Raw genomic sequence first — 13,649 nt, 5'->3', positions numbered from 1 at the left:
GGTCTGGCTGCGGCGTCAGGTCCGCAGCCAGACCGCCGCGTCCTGCGGGAGCAGCCCGTCCGCATCCAGCGCGGAACTGCTCAGCAGGAGGTTCGTATGGGCCGGCAGCGCGATGGGCTCCGGCGACAGGTTGGCCACACAGACCAGCCCGTCGGGGCGGCTGAAGGCCAGCACCCCGGGCAGCGCGTGCAGCCACTCCAGCGATCCGCCGCCGAAGCCGGCCGCCGCCCGCCGCAGTCGGAGGGCCGTCCGGTAGAGGGAGAGCATCGAGGCCGGGTCCCCGTCCTGCCGGTCCGCGGCGTACTGCGCCCAGTTCTCGGGCTGGGGCAGCCAGGCCTCGTTCCAGGGCTCGGCGGTCCACGGCAGCGGGACCCGGCAACCGTCCCGTCCCGGATCGGTGCCACCGGACCGGAAGTGCATGGGGTCCTGGATCCGGTCGAGCGGGATATCGGCCTCGGGAAGCCCCAGTTCCTCGCCCTGGTACACGTAGACGGCGCCGGGCAGGGCAAGGGTCAGCAGCGCGGCGGCGCGGGCCCGCCGGGTGCCGAGGGCCAGGTCGGCCGGGGTCCCGAAGGCCTTGGTGGCGAAATCGAAACCGGTGTCGGCGCGCCCGTAGCGGGTGACCGTACGGGTCACGTCGTGGTTGCACAGCACCCAGGTCGCCGGGGCTCCGACGGGCGCGTGCTCGGCGAGGGTCTCCTCGATGGAGGTGCGCAGCCGCCCCGCGTCCCACGGACAGCTGAGGAAGGAGAAGTTGAAGGCGGTGTGCATCTCGTCGGGGCGCAGGTAGCGGGCGAACCGTTCGGAGTCCGGCAACCACACCTCCCCGACGAAGATGGCCCCGTACTCGTCGGCGATGGCCCGCCAGGAGCGGTAGATGGTGTGCAGGTCGTCCCGGTCGATGTACGGGTGGACCTCGCCGGGCCAGGGTTCGGGCGAGCGGCCGGCCAGGTCGGGCAGGGCCGGGTCCTTGGCGAGCAGGGCCGCGGAGTCGATCCGCACGCCGGACACTCCGCGCTCGAACCAGAACCGCAGGACTTCTTCGTGCTCCCTGCGGACGGCGGGGTGGTCCCAGTTGAGGTCGGGTTGCTGCGGGGTGAAGAGGTGGAGGTACCACTCCCCGTCCGGTACCTGCGTCCAGGTGGCGGCGCCGTTGAACTGCGAGGGCCAGTCCCCCGGGGGCAGTTCGCCGTTCTCTCCGCGGCCGGGGCGGAAGTGGAAGAGCTCCCGCTCGGGGCTGCCGGGGCCGGCGGCGAGGGCGGCCTTGAACCAGGCGTGCTGGTCGGAGACGTGATTGGGAACGATGTCGACAATCGTGCGGATGCCCAGCTCACGGGCCTCGGCGATGAGCTTCTCGGCCTCGGCGAGGGTGCCGAAGGCGGGGTCGATGGTGCGGTAGTCGGCGACGTCGTAGCCGCCGTCGGCGAGTGGGGAGAGGTACCAAGGGGTGAACCACAGGGCGTCTACGCCCAGTTCGGCGAGGTAGGGAAGGCGGGCGCGGACGCCCACGAGGTCACCGGTGCCGTCCCCGTCGCCGTCGGCGAAGCTCCGTACGTACACCTGGTAGATGGCGGCCGAGCGCCACCAGTCGGCGGCGTTTTCGGGCAGGGGAAAGTCAGCCACGGAGGGGTCCTTTCACAGGGGGCGACCGGGCACGGCGGCGGTGCGGGGTGGTGATCACCCCTTGAGGGAGCCTGCCGTCAGGCCGCTCATGATGTTGCGCTGGAAGATCAGGAAAATGATGAGCGTGGGCGCCGAGGCCATCGCGAGTGCGGCGACGAGATGGTTCTCGGGTACTCCCCTGGCGAGTGAGTAGATGCCGACGTTGAGCGTCTGCAGAGCCGGGTCGGGGAGGGTGAGCATGGGCCAGCGGAAGTCTTTCCACACCCCGACGACGGCGAAGATCGACACGACGCCGAGGATGGGCCGGGACATCGGCAGGACCACGGAGCGCAGGGTCCGCAGGGCGGAGGCTCCGTCGATTGCGGCGGCGTCGAGGATCTCGTGGGGGATGGAGTCGAAGAATCGTTTCAGAAGGAAGATGTTGAAGGCGTTCGTCACCGAGGGCAGCCAGATCACCCAGGGCGTGTTGAGCAGGTTCCGCTGGATGAGCGGCATGTCCAGGACCGTGAGGTACTGCGGTACGACGAGGACCGTGGCCGGGATCATCAAGGTCGCCAGCATCATGCCGAGGACGGCCTTGCCGAAGACCGGCCGGAGCTTGGACAGCGAGTAGGCGGCGGCCACGTCGAAGACGAGCTGGAAGGCCAGGGCGCCGAACGCGTAGTAGAGGGTGTTGAACAGCAGCTTGGCGAGGTCCATGACCTTCCAGGCGGCCGAGTAGTTCTCGGGGTGCAGCGAGTCCGGCACCAGGGTCGGCGGGACCTGGGTGAACTCCTGGGTGGTCTTGAGGCCGTTGACGACCATCCAGTAGAGGGGACCGAGGAAGACGACCGTGAAGCCGATGACGACCACGGCCAGGACGGCCCAGTAGACGGCCTTGCCTCGGGTGCGGCCGAGTTGGGCCGGCGATATCAGCGTGCGGTCTGCCATGGGGGTGCTCCCGTCAGTTCTCGTTGTCGCGGCTCAGCCGGACGTACACGGCGGAGAAACCTGCGAGCAGGACGAGCAGGCACAGGCCCAGGGCCGCGGCGCCGCCGTACTGGTTGAAACTGAAGGCGTACTGGTAGATGAGGACGACGACGGTGGTCGTCGACCCCTCCGGGCCCGCTCCGCCCGTCAGCATGAACGGTTCGACGAACACCTGCATCGTCGCGATGACCTGCATGAGCAGCATCAGCGAGAGGATGAGCTTGGTCTGCGGGATCGTGACGTGCCAGATCTTGCGCAGCACCCCGGCTCCGTCGAGCTCGGCCGCTTCGTAGAGCTCCCCGGGTATGCCCTGGAGGGCCGCCAGGTAGATCAGGGTCGCGCCACCCATGTTCATCCAGGTGGAAGCGATCACCACCGAGAGCATCGCGGTATCAGTGGATTGCAACCAGTCTTGCGCCGGCAGGTGCAGGAATTCCAGGATTCTGTTGAAGACGCCGTAACCGGGGTCGTAGAAGTACTTGAAGAGCAGGACCGAGGCCACCGGCGGCATCATCACCGGGAGGTAGACCAGCAGCCTCAGGTATCCCTGTGCGTGGCGGAATTCATTGAGCACGATCGAGACCACGAACGGGACCGCGAAGCCGAGGACCAGTGCGAGGCCGCTGAACAGCAGGGTGTTGCGCCAGGCCTGCCAGAACGTCGGGTCGTTGAAGACGTAGCGGAAATTGTCCCAGCCGACCCAGTGGACGGCTCCGCCCTCGGTCTTCTGGAAGGCCAGCAGGAACTCCCGGACCATCGGGTACCAGGAGAAGAAGGAGAAGCAGAGGACGGCGCCGATCAGAAAACCGTGGGCCGAGAGGTTCCGCTTGAACGCCCGGGCGAATTCCTCGCGAGAGGTACCGGGCAGGGTGGGAGCCGACATCGCCGCTCGCTCCTTGGTGGGTCGTCGCCATCGGTTTGCGGGGTACGGGACCTGCGGGCGGGTCCGGGCCGGGGAGGCCGCCCGGACCTCTCCCGGCCAGGGCCGCTACTGGTTGGCCAGCACCTGGTTGACGGCCTTCTCGGCCTCGGCGAGGAGCTTGGCCGAGTCGGCGTCCTTGTTGGTCAGGACTCCCGACATCACCTTGTCGAGGACCTTGTAGACCTCTTGGGCCTTCGCCGGCTCGGCCTTGCCGGCCACCGGGTTGTCGAGGAATGACTTGAAGTTGACGACCGGCATGGTGGCGCTGGCTGCCTTCAGCTCGTCGTCCTTGGCCTTGCTCGCGCCGGTGAAGAAGGCGGGCTGCGGAAGACCGACCGGCAGGCCGTCGGCCTTGGAACGGTCGTACTGGAACTGGCCCTTGCCGACCGCGAGCGTCTTGAAGTTCAGCCAGGCGATGGCGGCCTTGACCTTGTCGGGCGAGCTGCCCTTCTTGATCATGTAACCGTTGCCGCCCGCCAGCGTCGCGGCGCCGCCGGGGATGGGCCCCATGCCGAAGTTCTCGTACTTGCCGGCAAGCTGCTGGACCATGTAGGTGATGTCGTCGGGCGCGGCGAGGAACATGCCGAGCTTGTCGGACGCCATCTGCTTCTGCAGGTCACCCCACTTGAGCAGCTGGGTCTTGCCCATGCTGTCGTCGTCCCAGCGCATGGCGTGGAGGTTGTCCACGACCTGCTTGCCGGTGGCGTTGTTGAAGGCCGCCTTGCCGTCGGCTCCGACGACATCGCCACCCAGGCCGTACATGGCGGCCGTGAAGTGCCAGCCGCCGGTGTTCTCGACGCTGTACTCGCCGTAGCCCGCGGTGCCGTTGCCGAGCGCCGCGATCTTCTTGGCCGCCGCACGGACCTCGTCCCAGGTGCGCGGGGGCTGGTCGGGGTTGAGGCCCGCCTGCTGGAAGAGCTTGCGGTTGATCAGCAGGCCCATCGTGTAGTTGCTGGTGGGCAGCCCGTAGAGCTTGCCGTCCTGCTTCAGGGTGTTGACGACGTTCTTGTCGATGTCGTCGATGCCCGGGACCGTCTTGGCCGTGACGTAGGCCGAGATGTCCTCGGCGCCGTCGTTGTCCAGCACCTGCTTGAGGTCGGTGAAGTAGGCGTAGAAGACGTCCGGCTGCGACTTGGCCTTGAGCATCGCCGTGAACCGCGGGGGCTCCAGGCACTGGCCGGGGGTGGAGCGGCCTTCGATCGTGACGTTCGGGTAGGTCTTGTTGAACTCCGCCACGTCCTCCTTCCACTGCTTGAGCTCGGCGGCCTTCGCCGCCGGCGGCATGCAGTCCATGGAGATGGTGACCTTGGTCTTCGGGTCGAGCGGAGCGGAGGCGTCCGTGGAACCGCCGGCCGGCTGGTTCTTGGTGTCGTCTCCGCTGCTGCTCGTGCCGCAGGCCGCGAGGGCGCTGACGGCGAGCGCCGAGACGAGGGCGGTCGCGGTGGTGCGGCGGATGTTGGTTCTCATCGGTGGTCCCCTTCGAGCATCGAGCAGGAGGCGTGGGGCGTGTTGTGGGGCGAGCGCGGCACACTCAACCACCACCTACAGATGAACGCAATATCTCGCGCAGATTTCGCAAGAGATTGGCAGCCAGACGCCGGACAGCCCGGATAGGGAACGCAAAACAGGGCCCCAAAACGTCAGCGAGACGTTTCGGGGCCCTGTGGCCGGGGGCTGAGCGCGGTGGGCGTTACGCCGGACGGGGGCGCGGGACCTGCCCGGTGGAGCCCCGCACGACGAGCTCGGGCTCGAAGAGCAGCTCTCCGGGCTGCACGGCGGCACCCTGGATCTGCGCCGTGAGCAGCTCGACGGCGGCCCGGCCCATGGCCTCGATGGGCTGCCGGACCGTGGTCAGAGGGGGCTCGGTGCAGTTCATGAAGGCGGAGTCGTCGTACCCGACGACGGAGACCTCCCCGGGTACGTCCAGACCCCGCCTGCGGGCCGCCCTGATGGCCCCCAGGGCCAGCGGGTCGCTCGCGCAGATGATGCCGGTCACCCCCCGGTCCAGCAACCTTGAGGTGGCCGCGTGGCCGCCCTCCAGGGAGAACAGCGCCCGCTCCACGTGCGCGGCGGGCAGTTCGGTGCCGGCCGCCGCGCAGACCGCCTGGGCGGCCACCAGCTTGCGCAGGGAGGGGATGTGGTCGGGCGGGCCCAGCACCAGGCCGATGCGCTCGTGGCCGAGGGAGGCCAAGTGGCGCCAGGCCTGTTCGACCGCGACGGCGTCGTCGCAGGAGACACAGGGGAAGCCGAGGTCCTCTATCGAGGCGTTGATGAGCACCACCGGGACCTTGCGGTCGTGGAGCAGCCGGTAGTGCTCGTGCGGGGCGTCGGCCTGCGCGAAGAGCCCGCCGGCGAAGACGACGCCGGACACCTGCTGCTGGAGCAGGAGCTCGACGTAGTCGGCCTCCGAGACCCCGCCGGTGGTCTGGGTGCAGAGCACCGGCGTCAGCCCCTGCTGGGCCAGCGCACCGCCGATCACCTCGGCGAAGGCCGGGAAGATCGGATTCTGGAGTTCCGGCAGGACCAGGCCGACCAGCCGGGCCCGTTCTCCCCGTAGCTGGGTGGGGCGCTCGTAGCCGAGGACGTCCAGGGCGGTGAGCACGGACTGGCGGGTCGAATCAGAGACGCCCGGCTTACCGTTGAGCACCCGGCTGACCGTTGCCTCGCTGACCCCCACCTTCTTCGCCACTTGAGCAAGTCGTCGCGTCATGAGCGCAAGAGTAGCGCAAGCAATGCAAGTTCCTTGCAGTTCGATTACGGCCAGTTTGGCCCATCGGAAACCGGCGCGGAACCCCCCGGGTCCCATCGGCCCCGGGCATCCCGGCGGCGAGCGGCGGGGCACCCCGGAGGGATGCCCCGCCGCCTTCGTGTTTCCTGGTGTCCGCCGCTCGCTACGGCAGCTGGTTGATCTTGAACGTCGAGGTCGTGTTCCGCACGTCCACGGCGTTGTCGCTCATCCTCAGGTTCTGGATGGTGACCTCACCCACGGCCGGCCCTTGTCCCGCCTCGGGCATCTCGTTCGCCCAGAGACCGAACCCGGACTTGGCGTCGTAGGCGTCACCGCTCTTCTTCGCCCCCGTAATGGTGATGTCCTTCAGGATGGTGTCCTTGATGGGATTGACCGGCTGGCCTCCGACGTACTGCGTCTGGAACATGATTCCGCTGTAGGTCGGATCGACGATGTCCACGTTGTTGATGCGGATTCCCTGGAACACCTTGGACGCCGAGAAGATCCAGATTCCGGGGAAGGTCTGTGCCCCCCAGAAGTGGCCTCCGGCCCGGACGATCGAGATGTTCTCGAAGGCCGTCGGGTCGGTCCCGAATCCGTTCATCGGATACCCGAAGTCCAGCGAGCTGATGGTGATGCCCGAGTAGACGAGGATGTCGGCGATGTAGATGTTGCGGAAGGTGTTGTTGAAGCCGCCGTAGACGGCGATACCGGCCGCACGCCAGGTCAGGATCGCGGTCAGGTTCTCGTAGACGTTGTTCTTCATGTCCGCGCCGCCCGCGTCGATGGCGGAGAACAGCGCGAAGCTGTCGTCACCCGTGGACCGCGCCTCGTTGTTGGACACGAGGTTGTCCGTGCTGCCGTTGGTCATGTTGATGCCGTCGGCGAAGGTGTCGCGGATCCGCGAGTTCTTGATCGTGACCCGGTCGGTGTTGGCGCCCCAGTAGAGGCACACCTGGTGCTCGTTCCAGATGTTGTCGATGGTCATGTCGGTCACGTTGGAGAAGTCGAAGACCTTGCCCGGACCGTCGATGCGCGAGGTGTAGTTGCCGAAGTAGGCGAAACCGGAGAAGGACGATCCCTTCGCGGTGCCCTCCGCGCGCCAGCCGTTGTCGGTGTTGTCCTGCGAGGACGGGGCGTGGAAGCGGGTGAACCACGGTCCGGCGCCGACGACCTGCACGGCCTTGCCGTACACCTGGAACTTGCTCGCCGTGTCGTAGTCGCCCGGCGGCAGGTAGACGCCCACGAGCTTGCCCGTGGTGTCCATGCGGACCTTGTCCAGGGCGTTCTGCACGTCCTGGTGGGTGAAGCCGGCGGGCACCGTGTAGGTCGCCGGATCGGGGTTGGCGATCACCGTGGCCTGTTCCAGGCTCACGAAGTCGATCGCGTAGGTGGTGGTGTTGGCCGCGTCCTTCTGGAGGCGGATCTTGCTGCCCTGCGGGACGGTCTCGCCGAGGAGGATGTTGGCCTCGTCGTAGATGTGCCGCGGGGCTCCGGCGCTCGGCGCGTTGCCAGGGCCGGCCTCGGCCCCGTAGAGCCAGGCGTACTTCGAGGTCAGCGGCAGGGCCTTCTTGAGGACGCCGTTGACGTAGACGTTGATGGTGGAGTCGATGCCGCCGCCGCCCGGCGCGTCCGGGATCGAGAAGCGGGTGACCAGGGTGTTGGTCGCGGCCCGGGTGGTGAACTCGACGTACTCGCCCGTCGCGTCCAGGTTCACGGCCTTGCGGCCCGAGGCCTCGCCGGCGATGTCGCCGACGGTCCGGTTGGGGCCGACGACATTGGCGCCGCCGCCGACCACGCCGTCCTCCGCCTCGTAGGTGTCGAAGGGCATGTTCGCCCCGCGCCCGACGAAGAAGGGCTTGGTGGAGGTGTTGTTGCCGCGCTTGACCGGCAGTTCGTTGGCGTCGTCGGCCAGGACCACCTTGACGGTGTACTTGCCGTTGGCCGCCGTCCAGTTGCCGAGCGCGATCGGGGCCGAGGAGGCACCGGCCGCGAGCGCGCCGCTGAAGGAGCCCGTCAGGGTACGGACGGTGGCGCCGCCCGCGTCCTGCAGGGTGAGGGTGACGTTGTGGGTGCCCGCGGCGGCTGCCACGCTGCCCTGGTTCGTGACCGTGACGGAGAAGCCCACGGACTGGCCGGCGGTCGGGGCGCTCGGCGACCAGGCGACGGAAGAGGCCACCAGGTCCGAGCTGTCGACCGGGCGGACCACCAGCGGGGAGCCGGTGAGGCTGTTGTTGGTCTCGTTCTGCTCGATGACCGCGTTCGCCTCGTCGACGATCGCGCTGAGCGGGTAACTGCCCGCGTCGCGCGGGCCGATGCCGGCCGTGACGGTGGCCGTGGCGCCGGCGGCCAGTGCGGGCACGTTGGCGGAAGCGACCTTCGAGCCGCCGAGCTGGAAGGAGACGGCGGTCGCCGCCGCCGGGGCCGGTCCGGTGTTCTTGACGGTGGCGGACAGGGTGACGGAGTCCGACTCGACGGGGGCGGCAGGACCGGCGCTCACCGCGGTCACCTGGAGGTCCGGGTTCGGCGCCGCGACACCGATGACCTGGAACTCGGCGATCTGCCCGTTGGAGGAGCCGGTGTTGGAGGTGAAGCGCAGCTGTACGTCCGCGACCCGGGCGTTCACCGGGATGGTGACGGTGTTGGAACCGGAAGCCGGGTTGAAGACGTAGTCCTTGGCGGCCACCAGGCTGGTGACGCCCGAGGCGCCCTGCTCGCGGCCGAGCACCTGGATGTTCTGGGTGCGGGAGCCCCAGCTGCTGTCGGGGTTGAGCTTGAGGACCAGGCGGTCCACGTCGGCGTTGGACCCGAGCTTGACGGTCAGGGTGCTCGGGTAGGCGCCGCCCGCTCCCTCCCAGTAGGTGGCGGTGCTGTTGTCGTTGGCGTTCTCCGCGACGAAGGTGTGGACCACGGAGGAGCCCTCGATGGGCTTGCCCACGGCCAGGTTTGAGCCGCCTCCACCGCTGCCGTTGCGGGTCACGGAGTTGCTGTCGCCGGAGCGGTTGCCCGCCGCGTCCTTGGCCCGGACGAAGTAGCTCACGGTGGCGGTGGCCGGCTGGGTGTCGGTGTAGGTGGTGGCGTTGCCGGCGACCGTGGTGAGCAGCACGTTGTTGGCGAATACCTCGTAGCCGGTGACGCCGACGTTGTCGGTGGAGGCCTGCCAGGCCAGCTTTATCTGGCCGGAGGCCGGCTCGGTGAAGGCCAGGGCCCCCGGGGCGGTCGGGGCCTGGGTGTCACCGGTGTCGCCGGCGCGGGTGACGCTGTTGCTGTTCGGCGACTGGTTGCCTGCCGCGTCCTTGGCCCGGACGTAGTAGGTCACGCTCGCGGAGGCCGGCTGGGCGTCGGTGTAGGTGGTGACGTTGCCCGCGACGCTGGTGCGCAGCTGGTTGTTGGCGTAGACGTCGTACCCGGTGACACCCGTGTTGTCGGTGGCGGCGTTCCAGGTGAGCTTGACCTGGCCCGTCGCGGGCTCGGTGTAGGCGAGCGCGGTCGGGGCGGTCGGGGCCTGGATGTCGCCGCTCGTCGGGCCGTAGATCTCCAGCTCGGAGAGCTGGCCGCCGGGCTGCACGGAGTTGACCGATATCCACACCCGCACGTAGCGGGTGGTGGTGGCGTCGAAGGTGACGGTCACCACGTTGGCGCCGGCGGCGTTGAACTCGTACGCCTTGGACGCCGTGAGGTCGGTGTAGTCCGTGCCGTTGGCGCTGCCCTGGATCTTGAGGGTCTGGGTGCGGGCGCCCCAGTTCTCGGGCAGCTTGAGGACCACGCGGTTCACGCGGACGGAGGAGCCGAGGTCGGCCTGGAGCCACTGGGGCATGGCGTTGTTGACGCTCTCCCAGTAAGTGGCGGCGTTGCCGTCGTTGGCGTTGCCCGGTACGTAGACCTGGGTGTTGCTGCTCGCGGTGAGGGTCTTGCCGAGGGCCAGGTTGGTCCCGGAGTCACCGGGGGCGCGGACCTCCACCTCGGAGAGCTGGGCGGCCTGCCAGCCGGTGTTGGCGGTGATGTCGATCCGCACGTACCGGGTCTGGGTGGCGGGGAAGCCGATGGTGACGGTGTTCCCGCTGCCCTGGCCGAAGGTGTACGTCGCCGGGCTCACCAGGGTGCTGTAGCTGGTGCCGTCGGCGCTGCCCTGGACGGACAGGGTCTGGTTGCGGCTCTCCCAGGAGGCGGGGAGCTTGAGCACCACCTGGTCGACCCGGGTGGTGGCTCCGAGGTCGGTCTGCACCCATTGCGGGAAGGTGCTGCCGGCGCTCTCCCAGTACGAGGACTGGTTGCCGTCGGTGACGTTGGCGGCCGCGTAGGCGCCGTTGGTACTGCTCGCCGTGGCGGGCCTGCCCGCCGAGACGCTCGGTCCGCCGGCGGCCACGGCGCTCAGAGCGGGCCAGCCCAGCATCAGCAGGGCCGTGCTGATCAAGGCGGCCAGGGTCCGCCATCTCCAGTTGTGCCTTCTCATATGTCCTCGTCCCTCGACATGAACTTTCTGAACCATGGGAGATAGGAATTTGCAGTGTGCGGTGCGAGAGTTGCAGAGCTTTGGCGAGTCGTCTACATCCCTGACCGCACTTTTATGCCGTCATCGCTTGCGCAAGCTGGGCGCAAATAGCGCAAGCCATTTGCGTGAGAGAGAGAAATTCCGCTTAGGCCCAAACCGCCCTACGGTTCCTACTCATGCGGTTCCTCCACATGAGCGCTCGGCGCCTCTGGCTCCCCAGACGGGCCGCCTCCCAGATCCTGCTGACCCAGCTGGCCATCGCCGCCGGGGTCCTCGCCCTGGCCACCGGCCTCTTCCTGGCCCCGCTGGGCGCGCAGCTCGACGACCAGGCCATGCGGCGCGCACTGGCCATCGCCCAGAGCGCCGCCGCCGACCCCTCGCTGGCCGTCGGCCTCCTCCGCTCGGCGGCCTCGCCGGACAGCCCCGTACAGGCCTCGGCGGAGCGGATCCGCTCCGCCACGGGCGCCGAATACGTGGTGGTCCTGGACCTGGCAGGCATCCGCCGCTCACACCCGAGCCCCGACCGCATCGGGCAGCCCGTGTCCACCGACCCCGGCGACGCCCTGGCCGGCCGCGAGGTCATGGAGATCGACGAGGGCACCCTCGGCCGCTCCGCGCGCGGCAAGGTCCCGCTGCTCGCCGCCGACGGCGAGATCGTCGGCGCCGTCTCGGTCGGCATCGCCTACGACAGCGTCCAGGGACGCCTGCTCGGCGCCATCCCGGGCCTGCTCGCGTACGCGGGCGGCGCCCTGGCAGCGGGCGCCCTCGCCGCCTACCTGCTTTCGCGCAGGATCCACCGGCAGACCCGCGACCTGGCCTTCTCCGATATCGCGGGCCTGCTCGCCGAACGCGAGGCGATGCTGCACTCCATCCGCGAAGGCGTGATCGCCCTCGACCGGGCCGGCCGGATCCGGCTGGTCAACGACGAGGCGGCGCGGCTGCTGGGCCTCGCGCCCGAGGCCGCCGACGCCGTCGCCGGGCGCGCGCTGGACGAGGTGCTCGGCGCGGGCCGCACCACCGATGTCCTCACCGGCCGGGTCGCCGGCCGCGACCTGGTCACCGTCCAGGGCGCCCGGGTACTGGTCGCCAACCGGATGCCCACCGAGGACGGCGGAGCCGTGGCCACCCTGCGCGACCGGACGGAGCTGGAGCACCTGGGCCGCGAGCTCGACTCCACCAAGGGCCTGATCGACGCCCTGCGCGCCCAGGACCACGAGCACGCCAACCGGCTCCACACGCTCCTCGGCCTGCTGGAACTGGGCCTGTACGAGGAGGCCGTGGAGTTCGTCACGGAGGTGGTCGGCGTGCACCGCAGCACCGCCGAGCAGGTCACCGAGAAGGTGCACGACCCGCTGCTCGCCGCCCTGCTGATGGGCAAGGCCACCGTCGCGGCGGAGCGCGGCGTCCCCCTGCGCCTGGCGGACTCGGCCCTGCTCCCCGACCGCCTCGTCGACCCGGGAGGGCTGGTCACCATCCTCGGCAACCTGGTCGACAACGCCCTGGACGCGGCGGTGGGCTCACCCGCGCCCCTGGTCGAGGTCGACATCCGGGCGGACGGACGCACGGCGATCCTGCTGGTCCGCGACAGCGGCCCCGGCGTCCCGGTGGCGCGCCGCGAGGAGATCTTCACCGAGGGCTGGTCGACCAAGCAGCCCCGGGCCGGCGCCCACCGCGGACGCGGGCTCGGTCTCGCCCTCGTGCGGCGCCTGGCCGAGCGGCAGGGCGGCACGGTCCGGGCCGGCGAGGCGGCGGACGGCGGGACGGAATTTTCCGTCGTACTCCCGGAGGCCCTGCGATGAACGCAGACCCCGCGATGAACGCGTTCGAGGTGTTCGGCGCATTTGACGTACTGGTCGTCGACGACGACATGCGTGTTGCCCGGATCAACGCGGCCTACGTGGCCAAGGTCCCCGGCTTCCGCGTGGCGGCCCGGGCGCATTCGGCGGCTGAGGCACTGGCACTCCTCGACTCCCGCCCGGTGGACTTGATCCTCCTCGACCACTACCTCCCCGACGAGAACGGCCTCGACCTGGTCCGGCGCCTGCGCGAACGCGGACATCGCACCGACGTGATCATGGTGACGGCCGCCCGCGACCTGGCCACCGTCCAGGCAGCGATGCGTCTCGGCGCCCTCCAGTACCTGGTCAAACCCTTCACCTTCGCGGGTCTGCGGGCCCGCCTGGAGGCCTACGGGGCCCTGCGCCGCACCCTGGACACGGGCGGCGAGGCCGAACAGGCGGAGGTCGACCGGATCTTCGGCGCCCTCGCCGCGGCCGGCGCCGACGCCCCGAGCGGCCTCCCCAAGGGCCACTCCCCCACCACGGCCGAACTGGTCCGCCAGACCCTGCTCACGGCCGAAGGCCCGCTCTCCACCCAGCAGATCGCCGACCGCGCGGGCATCAGCCGCCAGACCGCGCAGCGCTACCTCAAGCTGCTCGACCGCGCCGGCCGTGTCGTCCTCGCCCTGCGGTACGGCGAAACCGGCCGCCCGGAACACCGCTACACCTGGCGTCCGCCCGCCACGGGATGACCCCGGCCGGCCGGTCACCACGCACGGCGCCCGGTTCGGACCCGCGGCACGGGATGCTCCACGAGGCTGCGAGAGCAGTCGGCGAGGGTGGCGGCGGGCCGGGTCCGCCAGCCCAGCACCCGTTCGGCCTTGTCCGAAACGTGCACGTGCTTGCGCCCGGGGTACGGGGTCAGGGCTCGCAGGCCCGGCGTGACCCGCGCGAGCAGGCGTACGGCCGTGTCGGGCAGGGTCCGGGTGGGCACCTTGGCAGCCTCGTCGTCGCCCAGCCGGTCGCGCAGTACGGCCGCCGGCTCGGACATCCACAGGAACTCACCGGCTCCGATGAACCGCGGCCACGGCGCGCCCGGCCCCGGCCCCGCCTGACCGTGATTCGACCGAGAGCCGA

The 13,649-nt window shown here is 69.6% G+C and carries 9 protein-coding genes; 2 read left to right on the top strand and 7 right to left on the bottom strand.

All coding sequences use genetic code 11. The annotated features are described in order from the left end of the window. Positions 1–15: 15 nt before the first annotated feature. The 6 genes from OTB20_RS32485 to OTB20_RS32460 all read right to left on the bottom strand — a co-directional run bounded on the left by OTB20_RS32485 (position 16) and on the right by OTB20_RS32460 (position 10,695). Positions 16–1,623 carry a glycoside hydrolase family 13 protein gene (locus OTB20_RS32485; RefSeq protein ID WP_267823058.1) on the bottom strand — a complete coding sequence of 536 codons (1,608 nt, stop codon included), beginning with the start codon at positions 1,621–1,623 and terminating at the stop codon, positions 16–18. 54 nt (positions 1,624–1,677) lie between these two features. Continuing rightward, positions 1,678–2,553: a carbohydrate ABC transporter permease gene (locus tag OTB20_RS32480; RefSeq protein ID WP_267823056.1), complete on the bottom strand. Its 876-nt coding sequence runs from the start codon at positions 2,551–2,553 to the stop codon at positions 1,678–1,680. 13 nt (positions 2,554–2,566) lie between these two features. Continuing rightward, positions 2,567–3,475, bottom strand: coding sequence for a carbohydrate ABC transporter permease (locus tag OTB20_RS32475; RefSeq protein ID WP_267823055.1), 909 nt, complete (start codon positions 3,473–3,475; stop codon positions 2,567–2,569). A 105-nt stretch (positions 3,476–3,580) separates the two neighbouring features. Next, positions 3,581–4,981 (bottom strand): ABC transporter substrate-binding protein, encoded by a 1,401-nt coding sequence (locus OTB20_RS32470; RefSeq protein ID WP_267823054.1) that lies wholly within the window; start codon positions 4,979–4,981, stop codon positions 3,581–3,583. Positions 4,982–5,204: 223 nt separating this feature from the next. After that, positions 5,205–6,224 carry a LacI family DNA-binding transcriptional regulator gene (locus OTB20_RS32465; protein WP_267823052.1) on the bottom strand — a complete coding sequence of 340 codons (1,020 nt, stop codon included), beginning with the start codon at positions 6,222–6,224 and terminating at the stop codon, positions 5,205–5,207. Between the two features lie 181 nt (positions 6,225–6,405). Beyond that, positions 6,406–10,695: a discoidin domain-containing protein gene (locus tag OTB20_RS32460; protein ID WP_267823050.1), complete on the bottom strand. Its 4,290-nt coding sequence runs from the start codon at positions 10,693–10,695 to the stop codon at positions 6,406–6,408. 230 nt (positions 10,696–10,925) lie between these two features. Between OTB20_RS32460 and OTB20_RS32455 the strand changes: the two genes are divergently transcribed. Together OTB20_RS32455 and OTB20_RS32450 are read left to right on the top strand one after the other, a co-directional pair. Continuing rightward, complete coding sequence (locus OTB20_RS32455) at positions 10,926–12,533, top strand: sensor histidine kinase (protein WP_267823048.1); 1,608 nt, start codon at positions 10,926–10,928, stop codon at positions 12,531–12,533. Beyond that, the gene (locus tag OTB20_RS32450; RefSeq protein WP_267823046.1) at positions 12,530–13,264 is read left to right on the top strand and encodes a response regulator; all 735 of its coding nucleotides are present in this window, start codon (positions 12,530–12,532) and stop codon (positions 13,262–13,264) included. Before OTB20_RS32455 ends, OTB20_RS32450 begins: the two co-directional genes overlap by 4 nt. 14 nt (positions 13,265–13,278) lie before the next feature. On the opposite strand, the gene OTB20_RS32445 is transcribed toward OTB20_RS32450, so the two are convergent. Next, a complete protein-coding gene (locus tag OTB20_RS32445) occupies positions 13,279–13,563 on the bottom strand; it encodes a hypothetical protein (protein ID WP_267823044.1) in 285 nt (94 codons plus the stop codon). Positions 13,564–13,649 lie beyond the last annotated feature (86 nt).

The organism is Streptomyces sp. H27-H1 (assembly GCF_026627445.1).
Lineage (GTDB): Bacteria > Actinomycetota > Actinomycetes > Streptomycetales > Streptomycetaceae > Streptomyces.
This window is presented reverse-complemented; position numbering and strand designations above follow the sequence as displayed.